We start from the raw sequence: 18116 nt of genomic DNA on the forward strand, positions 1-18116 counted from the left end.
ATTTTTACAATCCCTAACTCAGGGCTTTATTTTTCCTCGCCACCATTAATATCCAACTCCAATTCTAACGAGGTTGTAAATCCGCTTGTGGTGAGATTATGGGTAACTTTACTGATTATCCAATTGCTACTGTCGATTTGGTCTTTAAACCCTCGCACTTTTACACGCAATTCAGGCATAAGCCACGCATTCCCATCAGCTAAATTAATCGACAAACTCGCAATCCCCCTTCGCATTTTGTCAAAAGCAGCTTTAGCAGCATTGATAGCATAAGCTTCTGTTTTATAGGTATGTCTCAAGGTTTTCATCTTATTACTATCGGTTTCCACCGGTTGAGTTTGAACAAGCGTAACTTTTTTCTTGGTTTTTGATGTTTCCGTGCTTGTTCCGCCTTCCTCTGTGGGGTGTGTCGGTTTTGCCAAGCGTTCTATTTTGGTATTTTCATCAATCACCACAACGCCCTTTTTGCCTGTGTCCATATTATGCCAATAAGCACGAACCGCTTTATAATTGTCGCTTTCTGTCAACGAAAAAGAAAAATTGTCGCCCATCTGCCTTGTAATCTCAATGGTCGGCAAGGCTTTACCGCTCACAGTCAACCCCATTCCCACAGGCATAAATAATAATTTACCGTTTTTCACCGTCGCAATGGCATCGTAATTTTCCGCTAAACGACTTAACAAATTAATATCGCTTTCATTGGTCTGATCTAAATGCGGAATCACTTTTTCTTTAAACGCCTCGGCACAAGCCCCCTCAAGTTGATTTTCTTTTGCAATCTGATTAATCAAATTTTCAAATGAAATATTATCAAAGGAACGTTCTTTTTTATCGCTAAGTGAGCCTCTCAAATCCGCACTTCTTGCACGAAGAGTAAGACTATCCGGACTTCCGCTATATTGCAGTTCATCAACAATAAATTTACCTTTCGGAATTAATTGCTCCCCTTGCCAACCAATGGCTACTTCAAGCATTGCACCACGGCGAGGAAACGCCAATTTCCCATCATGATCACTTAGCTGAATATCAATTTCGTCCGCCTCAAATCCCCTGTTATCAGCAATCGTCATCGACATTAAGCGATGGCTAATTAGCGTAGTAATGTCTTTTTTGTTTTCATCTTGCGTTATCACCCTCAAGCGATAATGAGGAATCCGATGATGATTTGCTACAGTGCGGTCTAAAAATTCAGAATAGCTCATAGTTCAATTAAACTCTTTAACGTATCGCCAATATCTTTTAACAAACTTTCGTTTGTCCGTTTTAACTTCATTGAAAAATCAATGCGACGTGAAGCACCGTCCGCAAAAAAATAGGATTTCCCGACGCTAATTTCCTCAATGACAAACCAGCCTAAAACAAGAAAAGTACTCCCATCAATTAACGGCAAAGGCTCCCCCTGTTCCGCTAAGGTTTCAAGGGCAGTAATACTGAGAGTAGATCCCGTAATTTCAGGCATTAACACGCCATTAATGGTTAATGTTTCGCTATCCTTTCCTGTAAATTGTGTTTTGGGTAATTCCCCTATCACTGAATTTGTCGGATGTCGCCACGTAATAGTTCTTTGCGTCTCCTGATAAGGTATCGTTGACCGCATAAAAACAAAAAAACCATACGCCATCATTGCATTAGATTGAATCATTGCTTTTCCTTCCAAAGGGCTAATAAAAAGCGGTGAAATTCGTCAAATCTCACCGCACTTTTTACGTGTCTACTTGGCTTCTTTCTCTTGCTTTTTCACGCCACAACATCAATTCCGCTAAATCCATTTCATCAAATACAGCCGGCGACCAATGAAAAATAGTGGCAATATCCGCAATAGCGTCTTCTACGCAATGAGGAATAACTAAGCCTGTTGTGTCGCCGTTGTATTCTCCGTCGTATCGTTCGTTTCCGTTTTGACGAAAAAACCGATTACCTCCGAACAAAGGGCGGTAAAATCAATCGGATCAAGGTTTAAAATTTCCATTTTCCCTAAAGACGGTTGCGTTACACGTGGCAACAGTTGGCAATAAGCGTCAACGTCCATTTGCATTACATCAAACATCTTCAAGCCTTTAAGGGCATTAACATTTGGCTTAATTAAACGAATTTCATTGATTTCCGTTTCGCCACGTTTTAACGGCTGAATCAGTGTAACAGTTTTATTTTTCATCTTTTTTTCCTTACAATTCCTATACGATTATAAACCGATGGCTCGGCGATGTTCTTTTAAGCGATCTACACCATTGACAACAAAAACATGATTAATTAAATCAATTTCAATCAGCGTTTTACCGTTGACGATTTCTTTGTAATACGTGAGTGAAGCCTTAAAGGTTTCTTCCGTATCATCGCCCACTTTCGCATTACCCGGATCAATTTCCGTATAACGCCCACGCATAACTAATTCAACAGCGGTTACTTCGCCCGTGTCGTCACGTTGATAAGCCTGCGACAAACGCAACAGTACGCCGCCAATTTCTGCCGAACCGAATAAAGCACGCATATTCTCCATATGCCCACCGAATTTTAATTCAGCCTCTAATTTTTCTAAGCCTAAATTAATATCGACTTCGCCTAACATATCGCCTGCACGATAACTTTCCGCTTTAATGGCGAGTTTGGGGCGAGTAACCTCGTTGACTTGTCCTAAATAACTTTCGCCGTCTTGGTGTAAATTCATTAATTTTAATTTATTGGGTAAAGACATAGTTCATCTCCTAAGCAGCAGCGACTTTAGATGCAAATTCAGTTAAATAACGGTCGGTAATACGTTGACGGAAATTTAAATTTTCTAACGGCGGTACCGGTGTATAGTCATAGTCAATATACAAACGCCCCGCTTTTAACGTCTCTTTGCTATTAATCTCAGCGTCATACCAACAGCTGGCGTCAACAAGATAGCCTAATGCGACAAGTTCCCTAAATTTCGCATTCACACCCTCTATAATGTCTTTCACTAATGTCGGGGTCATCGGCTTATCAATTGCCCAGGCGTGAGCCTCCGCAATCGTATCACGCAAAATTTGAGCGGTACGTGTATAGTTTTCAAACTGGAATAACGGATCGGCAGAACAAGTACGAGACCCCCACAAACGATAACCATTAAAATTAATCGGTACAGTGACGTTATTTTCATTCAGGTAATTGGCGTCTGTACTGGTATCTTGAATATCAAAGGTAATATCACGACTCACCCCGCTCACTCCCTCGACAACCACATTAGAAATCGTTTTATGCCAGCCCATAGTTTTATCTAAATACGCACGCAATCCTAACGCACGAGCAACCGCACTTTCATTTTCAACCTTCTTACTATTAACATCAAAAGCTAAAAAATCACCATGAATAACCATAACTTCACGCTGTCCAAATCCTTTTTGATATTGAACCGCTTGCTCTTTGGTTTCGCAACCATGAGCGGATATATACGCAAACGCATTTAACTTTTTAGCGACGCCGGCTAATTCTGTGGCAACGGCTTTATTATCCAAGTAAGGCACACCCAAAATACGAGGTTTTACGCCGATTTTACTTTGGGCAACTAACAAGGCTTTCATACCCGTATACTGTCCTTTTTCTGTTACCGTACCGATAATATTTGCCGTGGTTTGTGCATTATCAGTTTCAGTGTCGCTGACGCTTTCGTCTTGGACATCGCTCTCACTATCGCCACCGCCTCTTCTCGTGGCTTTGGTTTTGCTTTTTTTGCCTTCTTCTACACGCACTACAACAGTCAACGTATTGACCTGATCACTAATTGCTTCAAGGGTTTTTGCCAACGTACCCGTCTTGCCCGCTTTAGCAATCGCAGTCAACGGATTCGTTAATAAAACAGGGGTATTAAGTGGAAACGCTTCACTATCAGCATCATTTGCGGTACAAACAACACCGATAACCGCCGTTGCCACGGTTTTTATTGTGCGAGTACCTTCGTTAATCTCAATAACACGCACACCATGCAAATAATCCATATTAAAATCCTTTCGGTTAAGTTAAGGGAAATTTCAGACATCTTAGGAAATCTTAGGAAATCTCAGCTATTGTGCAAGGTCAAAAAAGAGCGGTCTAGTGGCTTGAAATGTGAAAAATAAATTCACCTGCACCCGCTAAGAAGTCCTATCGCATTGACAACCATAAAGCGTACATTATAATGTACATAAAAATAAAATAGAGAGGTTCCTAGATGCTTAATACAAATATCACGAATTTTAGAAAAAATATTTTTTCACTGTTGGAACAGACGATTAAATATAACGAACCGGTCAATGTGAGTACGAAAGACGGCAATGCTGTTATTATCAGTGAAGAAGATTATAACGATCTGATGGAAACACTGTATCTTTCTTCTATTCCAACGATGAAAGAAAACATCATAGAGGGATTACAAACGCCACTTGATGAATGCCTGTCAGAAAACGAGGTACAGTGGTAATGTATTCCATCGTTTATACAAAAAAAGCAGCTGATGATATACCTAAGCTCAAATTGGCAAAATTGGAGAAAAAAGCGAAGGCATTGATAGACCTTATCCGTGAAAATCCCTATCAGACACCCCCGCCTTATGAGAAACTGCTAGGCGATTTACAAGGGGCTTATTCACGGCGTATTAATATTAAACACCGCCTTGTTTATGCCGTTTTAGAGGAAAAACAAACGGTAAAAATAATTAGCTTGTGGACACATTATGAATTTTGAGAAATGAAGAAACCGCCCTTGTTGAGAGCGGTAACTAAAAGGAACTGGATTATGTATTTTAAGTTGTTAATCCTAGTTATCTTAATCTTAATAAGCACGCCAGCTTATTAGATTAGAAGGCTAAAAGTCCTGGCAGAGACTGCCATCTCTGCTAGGCAGTTCCTAAATACTACAACCACAGCTATTAAAAATCAACAATTTATAGGAAAACACTATGGCAATGACAAAACAAGAAATTCAAGCAAAAAGCGATGCTAAGCGTGGTGTTCGGTTGCAATCCTACAAACTTCACGAAGATATTATTGCTCTACTTTCTGAACTGTCGGAGCAAACAGGACTTTCTAAAACCCAAATTGTCACACAAGGAATTAAACTGTTTGCCGAAACAAAAAAGGTCGCTTAGTGTTAAATCCGTTTAAAATCAGCCACTATTTGAGCCAACTGATTAGGATTAAATCGCCAGCCCTTTTCGCTTCTGAATATGGCATTAAAACACCATTCCGAGCAAAAGAATTTACTTTTCTTCTCACGAAAACCTAATACTAAGCCAAACACGCCTTGCCAATCATAGTTAGCCCCTTTTGTCTTCTTAAAATAGGCTTTCACTTGTTCTTCAGTGAGATTATCAAGCGGAATTAAATCCCATTTTTCTGTCTTAAGGGTCATTTCTTTTTTTCGCACACCGCCATCACGAGGGCTTGAACTGTAGCAATCGTAGGTGATATATGGATAATAATCGCCACTTAAAAACGCCGTTTGCTCAATGGCAATTTCACAATGGCTATATTGCCCCTTCGTGATGTGACGAATAAGCCCATCTGTAAATCGGTCATAGAGGCTACCGCCTCGCCCCTTGTACAGAGCTAAATACACCTTACTCATTGCTCAACTCCTTCAAATACTCCCCATAACTGGTTGTCCACCCGCTGGAATAATCATATTCCGCCGGATTGTCCGATTGCTCCATAGCGGTTTTATGTTTCAAGGCGTTAGCATGATTACTTGTTTTAGCCTGCATTAACGCCTGCCAAATTTGCATTAATTTTTCCTTATTTATCATCAAAACAGCGTTATCCGCACAAGTCCACGCAATTTCCATATCACCGAATAAATCATAACTGGCTTTCACCGATAAAATATTCCGCTCCGCCGTAGCGTCCGTATCAATCCACTTGCCCACCGCTTCCACAAATACCCCGCCATTGATTTTTTCATCTCGCAAGGCATTGATTTTCTCTCGCATTTCCGCCCGCACTTGGGTTAAATGTGCGGTTTGATTTTCAGGCGAAATAACCCACTGCCCCTTTTCAATATGATGAAATGGACTGGGTTGCGGTTCGGCTAACTGCGGATAACCGTTTTCATCTGTGATTATTTGTTTGCCTTCTGATTGACCCATCAGTAAAGAGCGGTATAAATCTTCGGAGATTTCCACCGCACCTTGGGGAATATTGTTGTGAATGTGGCTCATATAAAAGCCGTCTTTGAAGTAGATTTTCATGTGTTGTCCTTGGTTGTTGTTTTTGCTAAAATAAACTTATATTTAACTTATATTCTTTATTCATGAAGTCGGTTATTTTCCAACCCAAAGCGTTAAAGCAATTAAGAAAAATTCCAACAGGGGCGAAAATTGCACGAAAATGCCAAGAATTAACGCATTTTCCTTTTTGTTCTAATGTAAAAGCCCTTGTTAATCATCGTTACCCCTATCGTTTTAGGGTCGGCGATTACCGAGTTTTCTTTGAAATTGCCGGCGATATGATGAATATTATTTCCATTGAAGAGGTGAAAAAACGAGATGAACGCACTTACTAACATTCAATATTTACATGATGAAAGCGGACACCCTGCTTTTGCCGTCATGCCCATCGCTACCCTTGAATGGTTAAAACAACAAGCAAAACTTTCCTCTCCTTTAGATAGTGGCGTGCCTTTTGCTGTAGCGACTTTTGCCTTAGAAAATAATTGCTCCGCACTTGTTGCGTGGCGTGAGCATTTAGGATTAACGCAAAAAGACATGGCAAGCCGTTTAAATATTACTCAATCTGCATATAGTCAATATGAAAAATCATCTCACTTGCGTAAAGCCACAAGGGAAAAATCGCCCTTGCTTTAGGAATTCATGCGACGCAATTGGATTTTTAATTGTCATTATTTGTCCTCTTTCCAACGTCCGATAACAAGCCATTCTGACTTACCCAAGTACCAGTTAGTGATAATTGCTTGGGTATTTGTATCCGCGGTCATAAATATCCAGTTATATTGTCCTTCACCACTCGCTCTATCTTCGTATTTTTCTGTTATGAAACATCGGTAATTTTTATCCACAAAGGCAATTGGAAATACCACGTGATTTTTCACGGTATAACCTTCACTTTTATGAGTGAAAATACCAGTCTGAATCATCGTACCATCAGGATATTTGCGTACCTCAACATCACCGATTTTTTGATAGCTAAACTGAGAGGCAACGGCACTGTTAAAATCGGTAATTTGGCTAGCTGTGTGCAAATGCTCTAAATCCGATTTGCCCTGCAACGCTACAGCGATTTTACTTGCGTCCATCATTCCTTGATTATCGACAGTTCCGAATGCCTTAATCCAAAATTGTACATCGTCAAAGGTATTTTTGGCTTTAATGCACAATTTGAGAACAAGAGACTTAGGACGAGTTTCTTCGGCACCTGAATAGAATATTGCTCCGTTAGTGCGGATTTTATAATTATCCGTAGTTTTATTATTCCCAGTAGCAATTGTGTCATTATTGTCTACATGGAACTGATAATTACTTGAATTATGGTTTGTGCCATAATTTAAGTAATGCGTTTTAATTGCATCCTCTTGTACCCTCCCCACAACCAGCTCATTTGCTGCATTACGCAAAAAACGGTCTTCCGCTTTAGGGACGTTGTCTATACTGGTATATTTTTCAATCAGGTATTTATACAACTCAGGGTAAGTATCTTCTTTTACCTTTTCCTTGATTTCATCAAACGCAATCCAGCCATCAGGAATATTATCTGTCGCAAAATACGCCGTCATACCGACATCTGAGCGAGTTAAATTGGGTAAAGTGTTTTTATTGCCTAAAGTGCGGTATAAATCGGGGTAGGTGCGTTGGTCAATAGTCGTTCCATCGCATTTTAAAAAGCCAGTGGGATTAGTAATAGCTTTTGGAAACGCTACAATCGCCCCCAAAGGCACACCATCACCGCCGATATCTTTCCATTCCGTCCATTTTGAGCCGCTAAAAAAGCGAGTTTTGACTTTTGTATCATTGGCTTTGCGGGCGATTTGTCGCACGGCGGTAGTTTGCCCACCGCTCACCACTTCAACATGCCACGCTCCGTTGTTGTCGGGCAAATGCTGACTGCTCGCAAAATAATAATGCCCGTCGGTTTTGTAATTATCAACATCGTCCGAACCTGTTTTAACCTGAAAATCGGTAATGCCGTAGCCAGCTAATGTAGTTTCAGGGGATTGTTTGCTTTCAGCAAGTTTTCTTGCGTCTTCCGCTTTGTCGTAGGCAGTTTTAACCGCTTTTGATGTAGCGACAGTATCGGAGCTATTGCTATCGGTTGCGTCGGATTTTTTGCTGTTTGGAATATATTCCTCTAGCTTTTTTGCTAACTCTTTCCCCGCTTTAGCGGTTAAGGCGAGTGTTTCGCTGTCTGAGGTTGTCTCGTTGGTCAGTTGCACAATGCCTTGTTGGCTTGTACTCGCTTTGGTTATCTCGTGAGTATGTCCGTCTTCATCAATTTTATTTTGACTGTTGCCATTAATGGTTTTGGGTTGTAGCTGTCCCGTTTTCGCAAAAATAACGTCATTATCTATTTTTAATTCAAAGGCGTCTGATGAGGATACCGCCAAAATTAAGCGGATAATTTGGACTTTTCCGCTACCGCTTGATAATTGAGGTTTAAAACTTTCAGGGCAATTGGCATAAGCAACTAATTTTTCATTCTCGTCTAACAGTCCAATTTCTCTAATCCAAAAACCGCCCTCTGTTTCAGGGATCAGTAATTCAAAGATAACTTGCTGATGATTTCTTGGATCGACAGAGATTTGATTTACATTGCTACTATAAACTTTGTTTTTTAATGCGGTTGCGTTTTTATCCGGCGTTACCGCTTGTCCGTTGCCGTCGCCGATTGCCATTTTTAAGAGTTGTAAGGGTTTTTTGTTGGCAATGGCTGAGGTAATGAGCTGTTCCCCATGTTGGGTTAATACGGAATAATAGGTTTTTGTCATTTCTTTTCCTTATTTGGTTTAATTGGGTTATTTAATTTAATCGGGTTATGGATAAACACTGATAATTTCGCCCATATATTGACCAATAAAATGATGTAATGGGCATTTAGGCGATATAGAAATAGCTAACTGTGTTAAATGTCTTGATACCGGCTTTGCATCATCAACGAGACGGACTACTTCATTGTAGGTTTGTTCATTCAATCCGCTTTCAGCGACTTCAATCGTAATGCTGAATGTGCCTGGTGTGCCTTGTGGGTGCAGATCAAACCATTCTTTGACTTCCACCAAATAGCCGATAGGCTCAACCACTCGACGAATAGCACTAATCGTACCTTTGTATTTGTGGATTAAAAAAGCCTGTTGAATGGCAATACGTTTGACTTGTTCTGTCCAATGCTCATCCCATCTATCTACACTGAACGCCCACGCTAAATACGGCAACAGCTCAACGGGGCAACGCTGAGGATTGATTAAGTCTGCAATAATAATAGGATTGCGGACAGCAAACTGTAACACTTCTGACGCTTTACGCTCCAGCTCGCTACTGCCTAAAGGCAATAGTGCGGGGACGGTTGGGAACCTGTCATCAATAATCATCTGCTGTCACCAATTCAAGTGTAATTTTTTCACAAAAGCCGGCTTGATTATTCTGTAATACAATATCGGCTTGAGGTTGTAGTAATTCTACACGTTGCACCCCTTCAATATGCAAGGACGCATAAATACCGGATAAGGTAATATCTCGTCCTAATCGTTGTTTGTCTTCGGTGTATTTTTTGATTTTTTCCTGTGCCTGTTTGTTGATGGGTTCGTATTCCGGTCCTCTGTAGATGTGCAGTTTTGCATGAATTTGATACCGATGAATACTGGCACTTTGTACCGTTACTCTATCCGCTATTGGGCGGATATTTTCATCATTCAGTTTTTTGGTCACCGCATTTAAAACCGCCTCACTGGCTTGCCCGTCCCCTTTTTTGGCTAAAATAGTGACAGTCACATTCGCAGGTGAGGGCGATATCACAGAGACATCAGCAACCTCCGCATGTGCGGATAACGCATGGAATACATAAGCTGCACGAGGTCCCGCCACAGACAACCCCTCAAACGCTAATTGGCAACGCAAACGTAAATCTGTGTCGCTTTCTCGTTTTTCTTCTATTGGCGGATTTACGCTATAGTCCGCTTTTTGTATGATGAGACGCTGTACATTAAAATTAGCTGCTATCACATCAAGATCGCTCCCTGTTGCATAAGCTAACATTGTTGCTTTTGCTGCTTCGTTAATGCGTTTGCGTTCTAATAACTGCAAATAACAATTTTCTTGTAATAATTTGTTAATCGGTTCACTTTCTAATGCGAGTACGGTTTCCCAATAGGCTTGTTTTTCTTTAGGGTAGAGTGCTATAAATTGAGCTTTGCGTTGTTTTAATAACTGTTCAAAATCAAGGTGTTCTAATACCTTTGGGGCGTCTAATTTCGATAAATTAACTAATTCGCTCATGCCGTTTCCCTAATATGATTTGATTAAAATTTATTTTTTTGTTGTCTTTTTTGCGGATAAAGTCCATATTGGCGGTGATTTGTGCTTTCTCCGGTACTATATCCACTTTAAAACGTGTAATTTCAATTCTCGGCTCCCATTTTTTCAAGGCGATCACTGACGCCGTGGCAAGTTGTAACATCAGGGCTTTTGTGATGGGACGGTCGATCAGCTCAAAAATATAACTGCCATACTCTCGGCGTTGTATTCTCGTCCCAATCGGCGTTAATAAAATATCCGTGATAGATTGTTTTAAATGGGCGTTTTCGTTTTCGCAATATCTGCCTGTGTGTTTATCCATTAGTTAGGCACTCCTGTCGTTCCGCCACTATCTCCTGCGTGTGTATGCGTTTGTAGCGATACACCACCGGCGGTAACATCGCCTTGTGCGTTAATATTGCCTTTAACACGTATTGACCCTTGTACATCACTTGAGCCTTGCACACTGCTTGACCCTTTGATATTGACGTTACCGTCTATATGCATATCTTGCGTACAATGCACTAAGGGCGTGTTAAGCGTTACGCTGACATTCGCTTCAATAAGTGCGGTTTTAATACCGCTTACTTTTAATTCACTTGTCGCTTGGTTGTATTGGATAATGGCATTATCCGCAAATTGAATTACATGCTCATCAGGCGAATTGCTCGGGGTGTTAAATTCCAACGTGTAGAGGGCACTCAAAATAAAACCGCTGTTTATTTCACCCGCAGGGGAAATAAGAATACATTGTTCACCCGGTGTAATTGGCGACCAAATTTTGGTTGTACCGGCACGTGAAGCACACCACGGCAACCAATCCGTTAAGATATTACCTGTTTGTACTTTGGCACGGCGTTTTTCGTGGTTCACTTCTGCCACGACACCATACCGCACAATATTTTCTAATTTTCGGTTAAATTCTGCTTGCATTGCACATTCGCACATTCTTAAATAAAGTGCATTTTGAGAAATTTAACCGTGTTTGAGTAGTATGCCGGGTTGTTAAGCCGGAAATAACAAAAAATAAAATACATTAAAGGGCGGATATAATCCGCCCCTACAGTAGGGGCGAATCACATTCGCCCAATCACATTCGCCAAACAAAAGTAAGTTGATTAATTGTTATTTTAGTAACAGGTTACATCGTCGGAGTTGAAGTCATTCAGTGAAAGTCAGCCAATCCAAACGGTAGGCATTTTCACGAAAATGTTTAACCGTTAAAATCAAAATTTGGTTATTGGGTTCGTCATACCAAAAGAGATAGCTATAACCACTTTTTCTATAAGAGACAAAAACCTCTCTTACATTTTTCAAGGTCTTGCCATCTACCGACAAATCATAGGCTTTGCCGTTATTTGGTCTATCTTGGCTAGCAACAAAAGAATTTTTTAGCAGTTGCATGACTGCATTTGCTTGCTTTGTTGCTCCTACGTCAGTCAAAAAGTTATAAATTCTTGTTAAATCAGATTGAGCAAGTCTTGTGATGATGAGCTTTACTTGTGACATGGGGGCATATCCTTTGGTTCGTCTGTTTCTAGGCTGTCCACCCAATCCATAAACTCACTTAGCGTAATATGCAATCCTGTTTCCTGATAATCTTGGTAGGCTTGTATAGCTCGTCTATCATAGGTTTGTTTAGCTTTTAAGCGTTCAATGTGACTATCTACGGCATCTAACACAATACTGTGAACGCTACCGCCAAAATCTTGGGCTAATTCTTGCAAAATTGCTTTGCGGTAACCCAGTTTTACGCTGGTTACTTCTTGATTGGCAAGCATAATTAATTTCCTTTAGAACAAGAGAACAAGTAGTCGCTCATAGTAATACAAAAGTATTACTCGATCAATGAAAAGTCTTCGGAAATATGAGGTTTATTGCATTGACATCCGCCCCTGCCTAACGTCGGGGCGAATCACATTCGCCCCCAATTAATTAATCTCTGTCTCGTAATGCGGATCTCAAGCGTGCTTGTTTTTGTTGTTCTATTTTAACTAGGGCTTTCTCCACTTCTCTTGCAATATCTTCCGCACGTTGTCCCGCCGTGGCATGAATATTGATTGTCACTTGCATAGGTTGAGGTGTTTCTTGCAGGTGACGTGTTGTTGGACTTAAGGGCGGTCGATTATCCATAACAAAAGGCTGTGCGGTTGCAACGCTTAATCCCATTCCGGCGGTCAACATGGCTTTTTTTCCGTAATTTAGGGCGTTTAATAAGGGGACGCCAAGGCGTGATGTTGCCTCTTTGGTCATAATATATTCCCCGCCGTGAAATATGCCCATAGGCTGATATTTTCCACCGTTTCCGGCATATCCGCCTGACCATTTATTCACCGGCGGAACGTGATTGGTTGTTGTTTGTGTGGTGAAGGTGGCTTTTGTGTCGGTGTCTATGCCGATTTTTTCTTTAAACCACCCCCATACTGACGAACCTACATTGCTAATAGTGTCTTTTACTTTGCCGAGGGCGTTTACTATGCCTGAACTTAATTTTTCCATCAGCAAGCTACCAACATCAGAGAAACTGGCGGGCAGTTCAACACCAAAATAATTTAACACGGCGGAAAAAGCTTTGTAGAATAATCCGATAGGTGACCAATCTATAATCAACTTGCTCACGCCGCCAATTCCGCCGTTAAAGGCTTCTTTGATGTGTTCCCAAATGCCTCCCAAAAACTGAAAAATACCGTTCCATACGTGGAAAACAATATTTTTTATACTTTCCCATACCTCGCTACAAGCCGTTTTTAGCCATTGCCAGCCTGCAACAAGTGCAGCAATGACTTTATCCCAGTTTTTCCAAAGTAAATAGATTGCGGCAATTAACGCAACAATACCGGCGATAATCCAAGTAATGGGATTGGTTAAAAGTGCGGCTGAAAAGGCAATAATTTTAGGGATTATAGCCAAAAAAGATATCCCCAACTTTCCTAAAAACAGGATTAATTTACCAAAGCCTAAAATAGTACGGGCAACAGGATAGACAATGTAGCCTAAAAATAATGATAATGCACCTAATGCTCCTATCACCACCGCTATTACACTTCCAACTTTTACTATGTTTGCGGTTAATTCTTGGTTTGCATTTATCCATTGATTAACGCCACGCAGCAAATCGGTTATTTTCCCCAAAAACTCGCGTAAATCGGTAGATACAATGTCAAATATTGAAGTTCCTATAGCTTCTTTTGCTGAAGACAGCGTTTTAAAATCACCAGCCACATTATCCGTCATTGTACGACTGACTTTTTCCGCTGTGCCTTTCGCATCTTTAAGCATATTTTCATAGTTTTGAATTGTGTCTTTTGCTTGTGTTACCAATTCGGAGGCACCAGCTAACCCAATTTTGCCAAAAATATTATCAAAATATTCAAGGCGTTTAGCCGTTCCCATTTTTTCGGTTTTCTGCATTATCTGTTTGAGAATTTCGGGAACTTGTTTTAAATTACCTTTGGCATCTTTAGTGGATACACCAAGTTTTTTTAAGGCTTTTTCCGCTTCTTTTGGCGGTGCGGCTAAACGCACAAACATATTTTTTAAAGTCGTGCCGGCTTGAGAACCTTTAATCCCTACATTTCCCAATAACCCCGCTAATGCTGCCGCACTTTCAAAAGATTGACCTGCAGCAGTCGCAATAGGTGCACCTTCTTTCATAGTCTCATAAAGTGTTTCAAGAGAGGTATTAGAGGTAGTAAATGTAAGTGTTAACACATCAGCAACACGCCCCATATCATCAGCCTGAATTTTAAAACCTGAAGATATATCAGAAGCAATGTCCGCAACACGAGCTAAATCCGTACCTGATGCCATAGACATGTTTAACATAGAAGGGACGGAAGATTTAATTTGCTTGTCATTAAATCCCGCCATAGCTAAATAGCCTTGTGCCTCTGCAACTTCTGTTTGGGTAAAAGCCGTTTCGGCACCTAGTTTAATAGCCTGATCTCTTAATGCCTTAATTCGTTCCGCATCTTTGATTTTATCTAATCTTGTTAAGGCTTGCACCTTAGAAAAAGCCTTTTCAAATTCAATAGCAGTAGAAAGAATGCTACCGGCAACCATACCCGTCGAAGCAGCCGTAATCATAGACTGTTGCCCATATTGTTTTAAATTATTACTTGTATTTTTTAGGACTTCTATTTTTTTATTATATTTCTCTTGCTTTTTCTTTTGTTGATTTAATTTTTCAAGAGCTTGAGTTTGTTTTTTTATTTCTTGAGTGGTTTTCTCAATTTTATTTTTTAATCTTTCTTGAGCTTGCGTTAACCCTGTTTTTTTTACTCGCTCTTGTGCATTTTCCAATTTTTTTAATAGGTTTTTATTGGCTATTATTGCTTGTGAGGTTGATTTTATTTGTTTTGATGTATTGCGAAAAGGAGCGGTCAATTTATCAACGGCATTTAGCAATACTTGTATTTTTAAATTTTTGTTCATAAACAATCCTTTTTTTCATTTATTTTTTATTATCAATAATCACGATCTCGAGAACAATTTATTAATGTGTTTAAATAAGATTGACAACGTAGAAAAAATAAACAAAGATACACAAAAAACACAGGAGGTTTTTATGCGACACGATGAATTAAAGTATGAAAATTTTACTTTTTTTTGGGTTACTCATTTGTACTACATCAGTGCTATGTTTACCGTTATTGTGTTGTTTGGTATTTCGCTAAGGATGAGTTGGGAAACCTTATCTGTCATTCATTTTTTCAGTTCCTTGCTTATTTCCGTTTTTTTGCTTTCTATCCCTGTCGGTATAGGTTGCGTGTTATTCACGTTTGCATTAACGCCTTTGATGTTACTTTTGGATACAGTGCTAATGGCAATTCAAAAGAAATCCGGACGTTATCATGCTAAAGAACAGGTCGATTATCAATTTAGCCTTGAATGGGGCATAAGTGCCATCATTCTTATTGCGGTTATTTGCTATTTTTTAATATAAAAAGACAATAACGACAAAAACTACGGTGGTTCTATGAAAAGTAAATTGACTGTTAATGATTTTATTGACCTTATTTTTGTGTTAATTGTCGCGTGTCCTTACCTTATTTGTTATTTTTATTTTGATTTAAGCGTTGGGCTGACGTTTATTTTTGGCAGTGTTGCTTTATTTTTTATCTTTGTGTTGTTTTATGATACGTCCAATCGTGATAAAAATTGTTGCCACTGCAAAAATAAGAATTTAGATGATGACATCTAATCAATATTTTCACTCAATGCCTTAATCACAAACGCTTCAATCATTTCTTTGTCCCGTTCCGTAAAGCCGAGCAATTCACGCTTGGCGTATTGTACTTTGTGTTCTTTGTGTCGTTCTACTCTTGCTCTTAATCCATATTGATGAATAGTGGCGATGTAGGCGGTATTTCCGCTAAACCCTAGTTCTATACCGTCTTTTTGGCGGCGTAGCTTCATGTGCCTTGCTTGGGTGATTTTTTTAAACATGGCTTGGGTTTTAATTCTGCCTTTTTTTGACCGCACTTTTTGCTTGCGTGGTTGATAGGCTGAACCGTCCGGATTTTGCTGTGCTTTAATTCGTTTGCGTTGACTGCGTGCGAGTTCTCGTCCGATTTGTTGGTAAAGCAGTCTTAGCCGTTTTGGTGAAACGTTTTTAAGCAGACGTTCAAAAGCGGTTTTTACCTGTAGCATTTCATCCATGTTGTAGCTCTTTTATTTTTCTGTCTTTTTTTCTATGATTTCTTGGTATTTTTGTGAGCTTGGTTCATCAAGATGTGTGATGATATTTTTTCCGTTCTCTTCTTTTACCGATATTCGTTCGGTGAGTTTTAGGAAGATGGATAGATCTATGCTGTCGTGGTTGTTGTGATCGGCGATAAAGCGGAATCCGTCTTTTCTTTTGTCCGGATTATGGATTAAATCAGGTTGGTTTTCTCGGATAAAGTCCATAATCGGGGCAAAAATCATATTGGGCGATCCGTTAAAATCACGTACGATAATATTTAAGGTGTATTGCAATTCATAGGAGGAAGATGTCGCACCGGCACTAACGACAACCCCTTCATCAATGAATAATTCCAATTTATCAGGGTTGGTATTGAGGTCTTTTGAGGTGCTTTGTAACAAACTGCGGATAAGCTCTGCTTTTAACATGTTCTCTTCCTTAACTGATTGACGAGTATCTATAAATACGTTGGTGTTTTTCGATAATGCGTTGACAATCTATACAACGACAATAGCCGTTCTTTTGGCGTATCTCCGGTATTTCTTCTTGGCAATCTAGACAGTATTTCACTGTGCTTTTTTTCCGTGTTTTTTGTTGGTGTTTTTGGATGGCAAGTTGTTGCATTATTTCTGTGTATTCGTTGGCTCTGTCTACGTGATCAGTCATGTTTTTTTTCCTGTAATGTGCGGTTGTAGTTTTCTATGCACTGTGTAAGTGCTTGATTTATCAGCGTACATTTTTCTATTTCATTGAGTGTTTTATCCAAGGCAACGACGAGATCTCCGTTATTTTTTAGTGTTATTGTCGGTTTTTGGCATAGTTGATCTGTCGGGCAAAGTAGCGGTATCGGCTCTATTAATCTGATGTGTTCGTTCGTTGAACAGGCGGATAATGCGATTAGGCACAGGCTGACCGCTCCAGCTCTCATATTGTAACGCTTGTTTAATTTCATCAGTCCGTTTCTCCGCTTGGTGTAAATGAGTTAAGAGGTTGTCATTCAGTTTTTTTACTTGTTCTTGATAGTGGTTGAGTTGTTTTTTTGCATGATCTAATTGAGCCTTTAGTTGTTTGGTCGTTTCCTTTTCTTGGTTGAGGATGTTGTTTGCGTTGATGAGCTTTTGTTCTTTTACCTGGTTGTTAAAATACAAATAGCCGTTGATGCTGATAAGTATAGCAACTGCAACGATGATGACTTTGTTTAATGTGGTGTTTAAAAATAATGCACGGTTAATCATGGTATTCACCTAAACAGAAGGCTTTTTCTTTTGCTCTGCGTGCTACTAAGCCGTTTAATTTTTTTCCGCCTGCGTAAATCCAGCGTTCAAACTGGTGACAGAGTTGAGGGGTAAAGCCTTGGTTTGCTTGTTTAAATAAGGTGCTTTTTTGCATTTTTCCACATCCTACATTAAAGGTAATGGAAACAAAGGCATCAAACGCCCCTTGCGGTAGATTTTTGCCGTTTCCATAGCGGTTTACGCATTGTTCCGCCAGGCGTAAATCATATGCCCATCGTTGGGCTATTTCTTTGTCGCTATAACGTTTTTTGGGGTCAATGTTTTTTCCGTTTGCTTCCGTGGAGCCTATGCCCACCGTTAAGACGTCGGCGGGGCAGTGATAGGGGTCTCTTCTGCAACCTTCTACATTTCCTATAAGGTCTAAGCCTTGTTGACTTATGCGTAACTCTTGATGGTTTGTTTTGACAAGGGCAATAATGGCAACTACGCTACAAATAGCCCCTGTCCCCCATTTTGTGAATTTATTCATGGTCGCCTTCCTTTAAGTCAATCTTTTGTTTGAGTGCGGTTTCTTTTAATTTGATTTCTTTGTTTTTGTAATACCAGTTAATCAGCATGGTAAATAAGCCGAATAAAATTCCAAAGATAGCTGCCCAGTCTGCCAAGGTAAAGCCGCTATAAATGGCGATGGCAGATCCGACATACGCCCCTGTTGTTTCACTATTTTTTAACATGTTAAACC

The 18116-nt window shown here is 39.9% G+C and carries 29 protein-coding genes; 6 read left to right on the top strand and 23 right to left on the bottom strand.

Annotated elements, in window-relative coordinates:
• Positions 1–26: 26 nt before the first annotated feature.
• From HSM_RS05895 to HSM_RS05915, 6 genes are all read right to left on the bottom strand, one after another.
• Positions 27–1202, bottom strand: coding sequence for a contractile injection system protein, VgrG/Pvc8 family (locus tag HSM_RS05895; protein ID WP_012340318.1), 1176 nt, complete (start codon positions 1200–1202; stop codon positions 27–29).
• Entirely contained in the window at positions 1199–1642 is a 444-nt protein-coding gene (locus HSM_RS05900) for a phage tail protein (RefSeq protein ID WP_012340319.1), read from the bottom strand. Before HSM_RS05900 ends, HSM_RS05895 begins: the two co-directional genes overlap by 4 nt.
• A gap of 61 nt (positions 1643–1703) precedes the next feature.
• On the bottom strand, positions 1704–1928 hold the full coding sequence (locus tag HSM_RS11275) for a GpE family phage tail protein (protein ID WP_221265079.1): 225 nt from the start codon (positions 1926–1928) through the stop codon (positions 1704–1706).
• Positions 1847–2155, bottom strand: coding sequence for a phage tail assembly protein (locus tag HSM_RS05905; RefSeq protein WP_012340320.1), 309 nt, complete (start codon positions 2153–2155; stop codon positions 1847–1849). Before HSM_RS05905 ends, HSM_RS11275 begins: the two co-directional genes overlap by 82 nt.
• 27 nt (positions 2156–2182) lie before the next feature.
• Positions 2183–2692 (bottom strand): phage major tail tube protein, encoded by a 510-nt coding sequence (locus tag HSM_RS05910; RefSeq protein ID WP_012340322.1) that lies wholly within the window; start codon positions 2690–2692, stop codon positions 2183–2185.
• A 10-nt stretch (positions 2693–2702) separates the two neighbouring features.
• On the bottom strand, positions 2703–3956 hold the full coding sequence (locus tag HSM_RS05915; RefSeq protein WP_012340323.1) for a phage tail sheath protein: 1254 nt from the start codon (positions 3954–3956) through the stop codon (positions 2703–2705).
• Positions 3957–4168: 212 nt separating this feature from the next.
• On the opposite strand from HSM_RS05915, the gene HSM_RS05920 reads away from it, so the two are divergent.
• The 3 genes from HSM_RS05920 (at position 4169) to HSM_RS05930 (ending at position 5083) form a co-directional block, all read left to right on the top strand.
• A complete protein-coding gene (locus HSM_RS05920; RefSeq protein WP_012340324.1) occupies positions 4169–4417 on the top strand; it encodes a type II toxin-antitoxin system Phd/YefM family antitoxin in 249 nt (82 codons plus the stop codon).
• Complete coding sequence (locus HSM_RS05925; RefSeq protein WP_012340325.1) at positions 4417–4680, top strand: Txe/YoeB family addiction module toxin; 264 nt, start codon at positions 4417–4419, stop codon at positions 4678–4680. Before HSM_RS05920 ends, HSM_RS05925 begins: the two co-directional genes overlap by 1 nt.
• A gap of 214 nt (positions 4681–4894) precedes the next feature.
• Positions 4895–5083 (top strand): hypothetical protein, encoded by a 189-nt coding sequence (locus tag HSM_RS05930; protein ID WP_012340326.1) that lies wholly within the window; start codon positions 4895–4897, stop codon positions 5081–5083.
• Between the two features lie 2 nt (positions 5084–5085).
• Here HSM_RS05930 and HSM_RS05935 read toward each other — a convergent pair whose 3' ends face one another.
• Together HSM_RS05935 and HSM_RS05940 are read right to left on the bottom strand one after the other, a co-directional pair.
• The gene (locus HSM_RS05935; RefSeq protein ID WP_012340327.1) at positions 5086–5562 is read right to left on the bottom strand and encodes a hypothetical protein; all 477 of its coding nucleotides are present in this window, start codon (positions 5560–5562) and stop codon (positions 5086–5088) included.
• Positions 5555–6181 (bottom strand): DUF4376 domain-containing protein, encoded by a 627-nt coding sequence (locus HSM_RS05940; protein WP_012340328.1) that lies wholly within the window; start codon positions 6179–6181, stop codon positions 5555–5557. The genes HSM_RS05935 and HSM_RS05940 overlap by 8 nt, the downstream gene beginning before the upstream one ends.
• Positions 6182–6243: 62 nt before the next feature.
• Here HSM_RS05940 and HSM_RS05945 point away from each other — a divergent pair, with 62 nt between their 5' ends.
• Complete coding sequence (locus HSM_RS05945; protein WP_012340329.1) at positions 6244–6495, top strand: type II toxin-antitoxin system RelE family toxin; 252 nt, start codon at positions 6244–6246, stop codon at positions 6493–6495.
• Positions 6479–6796 (top strand): helix-turn-helix domain-containing protein, encoded by a 318-nt coding sequence (locus HSM_RS05950; protein WP_012340330.1) that lies wholly within the window; start codon positions 6479–6481, stop codon positions 6794–6796. Before HSM_RS05945 ends, HSM_RS05950 begins: the two co-directional genes overlap by 17 nt.
• Before the next feature lie 35 nt (positions 6797–6831).
• Here HSM_RS05950 and HSM_RS05955 read toward each other — a convergent pair whose 3' ends face one another.
• The 8 genes from HSM_RS05955 to HSM_RS05990 all read right to left on the bottom strand — a co-directional run bounded on the left by HSM_RS05955 (position 6832) and on the right by HSM_RS05990 (position 14887).
• Complete coding sequence (locus tag HSM_RS05955) at positions 6832–8931, bottom strand: phage tail-collar fiber domain-containing protein (RefSeq protein WP_012340331.1); 2100 nt, start codon at positions 8929–8931, stop codon at positions 6832–6834.
• A 45-nt stretch (positions 8932–8976) separates the two neighbouring features.
• Positions 8977–9531, bottom strand: a complete 555-nt coding sequence (locus tag HSM_RS05960) for a phage tail protein I (RefSeq protein WP_012340333.1) — start codon at positions 9529–9531, stop codon at positions 8977–8979.
• Entirely contained in the window at positions 9521–10435 is a 915-nt protein-coding gene (locus HSM_RS05965; protein WP_012340334.1) for a baseplate assembly protein, read from the bottom strand. Before HSM_RS05965 ends, HSM_RS05960 begins: the two co-directional genes overlap by 11 nt.
• Positions 10419–10775 carry a GPW/gp25 family protein gene (locus tag HSM_RS05970; protein ID WP_012340335.1) on the bottom strand — a complete coding sequence of 119 codons (357 nt, stop codon included), beginning with the start codon at positions 10773–10775 and terminating at the stop codon, positions 10419–10421. The genes HSM_RS05965 and HSM_RS05970 overlap by 17 nt, the downstream gene beginning before the upstream one ends.
• A complete protein-coding gene (locus HSM_RS05975) occupies positions 10775–11386 on the bottom strand; it encodes a phage baseplate assembly protein V (RefSeq protein WP_041605078.1) in 612 nt (203 codons plus the stop codon). Before HSM_RS05975 ends, HSM_RS05970 begins: the two co-directional genes overlap by 1 nt.
• 228 nt (positions 11387–11614) lie before the next feature.
• Positions 11615–11962 carry a type II toxin-antitoxin system RelE/ParE family toxin gene (locus tag HSM_RS05980; RefSeq protein WP_012340337.1) on the bottom strand — a complete coding sequence of 116 codons (348 nt, stop codon included), beginning with the start codon at positions 11960–11962 and terminating at the stop codon, positions 11615–11617.
• The gene (locus HSM_RS05985) at positions 11950–12234 is read right to left on the bottom strand and encodes a hypothetical protein (protein ID WP_012340338.1); all 285 of its coding nucleotides are present in this window, start codon (positions 12232–12234) and stop codon (positions 11950–11952) included. The genes HSM_RS05980 and HSM_RS05985 overlap by 13 nt, the downstream gene beginning before the upstream one ends.
• 154 nt (positions 12235–12388) lie before the next feature.
• On the bottom strand, positions 12389–14887 hold the full coding sequence (locus tag HSM_RS05990) for a phage tail tape measure protein (RefSeq protein ID WP_012340339.1): 2499 nt from the start codon (positions 14885–14887) through the stop codon (positions 12389–12391).
• A 133-nt stretch (positions 14888–15020) separates the two neighbouring features.
• Between HSM_RS05990 and HSM_RS05995 the strand changes: the two genes are divergently transcribed.
• Complete coding sequence (locus HSM_RS05995; RefSeq protein ID WP_012341730.1) at positions 15021–15398, top strand: hypothetical protein; 378 nt, start codon at positions 15021–15023, stop codon at positions 15396–15398.
• A gap of 254 nt (positions 15399–15652) precedes the next feature.
• Here the strand turns inward: HSM_RS05995 and HSM_RS06005 are convergent, their stop codons facing one another.
• Genes HSM_RS06005 through HSM_RS06030 form a run of 7 tightly spaced genes read right to left on the bottom strand, consistent with a single transcriptional unit; the run spans position 15653 to position 18108 of the window.
• Complete coding sequence (locus tag HSM_RS06005; protein WP_012340340.1) at positions 15653–16114, bottom strand: phage virion morphogenesis protein; 462 nt, start codon at positions 16112–16114, stop codon at positions 15653–15655.
• A 12-nt stretch (positions 16115–16126) separates the two neighbouring features.
• On the bottom strand, positions 16127–16567 hold the full coding sequence (locus tag HSM_RS06010; RefSeq protein ID WP_012340341.1) for a phage tail protein: 441 nt from the start codon (positions 16565–16567) through the stop codon (positions 16127–16129).
• A 10-nt stretch (positions 16568–16577) separates the two neighbouring features.
• Positions 16578–16805 (bottom strand): TraR/DksA C4-type zinc finger protein, encoded by a 228-nt coding sequence (locus HSM_RS06015; RefSeq protein ID WP_041605081.1) that lies wholly within the window; start codon positions 16803–16805, stop codon positions 16578–16580.
• Positions 16798–17037: an Rz1-like lysis system protein LysC gene (gene lysC, locus HSM_RS11280; RefSeq protein ID WP_370483414.1), complete on the bottom strand. Its 240-nt coding sequence runs from the start codon at positions 17035–17037 to the stop codon at positions 16798–16800. The genes HSM_RS06015 and lysC overlap by 8 nt, the downstream gene beginning before the upstream one ends.
• Entirely contained in the window at positions 16925–17374 is a 450-nt protein-coding gene (locus HSM_RS06020; protein WP_041605083.1) for a hypothetical protein, read from the bottom strand. Before HSM_RS06020 ends, lysC begins: the two co-directional genes overlap by 113 nt.
• Entirely contained in the window at positions 17367–17903 is a 537-nt protein-coding gene (locus tag HSM_RS06025) for a lysozyme (protein ID WP_012340344.1), read from the bottom strand. The genes HSM_RS06020 and HSM_RS06025 overlap by 8 nt, the downstream gene beginning before the upstream one ends.
• The gene (locus HSM_RS06030; protein ID WP_041605085.1) at positions 17896–18108 is read right to left on the bottom strand and encodes a phage holin family protein; all 213 of its coding nucleotides are present in this window, start codon (positions 18106–18108) and stop codon (positions 17896–17898) included. The genes HSM_RS06025 and HSM_RS06030 overlap by 8 nt, the downstream gene beginning before the upstream one ends.
• Between the last annotated feature and the right edge of the window lie 8 nt (positions 18109–18116).

This window comes from Histophilus somni 2336 (assembly GCF_000019405.1).
Classification (GTDB): Bacteria; Pseudomonadota; Gammaproteobacteria; order Enterobacterales; family Pasteurellaceae; genus Histophilus; species Histophilus somni.

What these genes read in the sequence shown, in the direction of transcription:
- HSM_RS05895 (WP_012340318.1), bottom strand. Translation starts at nt 1,202, where the DNA reads ATGAGCTATTCTGAATTTTTAGACCGCACTGTAGCAAATCATCATCGG.
- HSM_RS05900 (WP_012340319.1), bottom strand. Translation starts at nt 1,642, where the DNA reads ATGATTCAATCTAATGCAATGATGGCGTATGGTTTTTTTGTTTTTATG.
- HSM_RS05905 (WP_012340320.1), bottom strand. Translation starts at nt 2,155, where the DNA reads ATGAAAAATAAAACTGTTACACTGATTCAGCCGTTAAAACGTGGCGAA.
- HSM_RS05910 (WP_012340322.1), bottom strand. Translation starts at nt 2,692, where the DNA reads ATGTCTTTACCCAATAAATTAAAATTAATGAATTTACACCAAGACGGC.
- HSM_RS05915 (WP_012340323.1), bottom strand. Translation starts at nt 3,956, where the DNA reads ATGGATTATTTGCATGGTGTGCGTGTTATTGAGATTAACGAAGGTACT.
- HSM_RS05920 (WP_012340324.1), top strand. Translation starts at nt 4,169, where the DNA reads ATGCTTAATACAAATATCACGAATTTTAGAAAAAATATTTTTTCACTG.
- HSM_RS05925 (WP_012340325.1), top strand. Translation starts at nt 4,417, where the DNA reads ATGTATTCCATCGTTTATACAAAAAAAGCAGCTGATGATATACCTAAG.
- HSM_RS05930 (WP_012340326.1), top strand. Translation starts at nt 4,895, where the DNA reads ATGGCAATGACAAAACAAGAAATTCAAGCAAAAAGCGATGCTAAGCGT.
- HSM_RS05935 (WP_012340327.1), bottom strand. Translation starts at nt 5,562, where the DNA reads ATGAGTAAGGTGTATTTAGCTCTGTACAAGGGGCGAGGCGGTAGCCTC.
- HSM_RS05940 (WP_012340328.1), bottom strand. Translation starts at nt 6,181, where the DNA reads ATGAAAATCTACTTCAAAGACGGCTTTTATATGAGCCACATTCACAAC.
- HSM_RS05945 (WP_012340329.1), top strand. Translation starts at nt 6,244, where the DNA reads ATGAAGTCGGTTATTTTCCAACCCAAAGCGTTAAAGCAATTAAGAAAA.
- HSM_RS05950 (WP_012340330.1), top strand. Translation starts at nt 6,479, where the DNA reads ATGAACGCACTTACTAACATTCAATATTTACATGATGAAAGCGGACAC.
- HSM_RS05955 (WP_012340331.1), bottom strand. Translation starts at nt 8,931, where the DNA reads ATGACAAAAACCTATTATTCCGTATTAACCCAACATGGGGAACAGCTC.
- HSM_RS05960 (WP_012340333.1), bottom strand. Translation starts at nt 9,531, where the DNA reads ATGATTATTGATGACAGGTTCCCAACCGTCCCCGCACTATTGCCTTTA.
- HSM_RS05965 (WP_012340334.1), bottom strand. Translation starts at nt 10,435, where the DNA reads ATGAGCGAATTAGTTAATTTATCGAAATTAGACGCCCCAAAGGTATTA.
- HSM_RS05970 (WP_012340335.1), bottom strand. Translation starts at nt 10,775, where the DNA reads ATGGATAAACACACAGGCAGATATTGCGAAAACGAAAACGCCCATTTA.
- HSM_RS05975 (WP_041605078.1), bottom strand. Translation starts at nt 11,386, where the DNA reads ATGCAAGCAGAATTTAACCGAAAATTAGAAAATATTGTGCGGTATGGT.
- HSM_RS05980 (WP_012340337.1), bottom strand. Translation starts at nt 11,962, where the DNA reads ATGTCACAAGTAAAGCTCATCATCACAAGACTTGCTCAATCTGATTTA.
- HSM_RS05985 (WP_012340338.1), bottom strand. Translation starts at nt 12,234, where the DNA reads ATGCTTGCCAATCAAGAAGTAACCAGCGTAAAACTGGGTTACCGCAAA.
- HSM_RS05990 (WP_012340339.1), bottom strand. Translation starts at nt 14,887, where the DNA reads ATGAACAAAAATTTAAAAATACAAGTATTGCTAAATGCCGTTGATAAA.
- HSM_RS05995 (WP_012341730.1), top strand. Translation starts at nt 15,021, where the DNA reads ATGCGACACGATGAATTAAAGTATGAAAATTTTACTTTTTTTTGGGTT.
- HSM_RS06005 (WP_012340340.1), bottom strand. Translation starts at nt 16,114, where the DNA reads ATGGATGAAATGCTACAGGTAAAAACCGCTTTTGAACGTCTGCTTAAA.
- HSM_RS06010 (WP_012340341.1), bottom strand. Translation starts at nt 16,567, where the DNA reads ATGTTAAAAGCAGAGCTTATCCGCAGTTTGTTACAAAGCACCTCAAAA.
- HSM_RS06015 (WP_041605081.1), bottom strand. Translation starts at nt 16,805, where the DNA reads ATGACTGATCACGTAGACAGAGCCAACGAATACACAGAAATAATGCAA.
- HSM_RS06020 (WP_041605083.1), bottom strand. Translation starts at nt 17,374, where the DNA reads ATGATTAACCGTGCATTATTTTTAAACACCACATTAAACAAAGTCATC.
- HSM_RS06025 (WP_012340344.1), bottom strand. Translation starts at nt 17,903, where the DNA reads ATGAATAAATTCACAAAATGGGGGACAGGGGCTATTTGTAGCGTAGTT.
- HSM_RS06030 (WP_041605085.1), bottom strand. Translation starts at nt 18,108, where the DNA reads ATGTTAAAAAATAGTGAAACAACAGGGGCGTATGTCGGATCTGCCATC.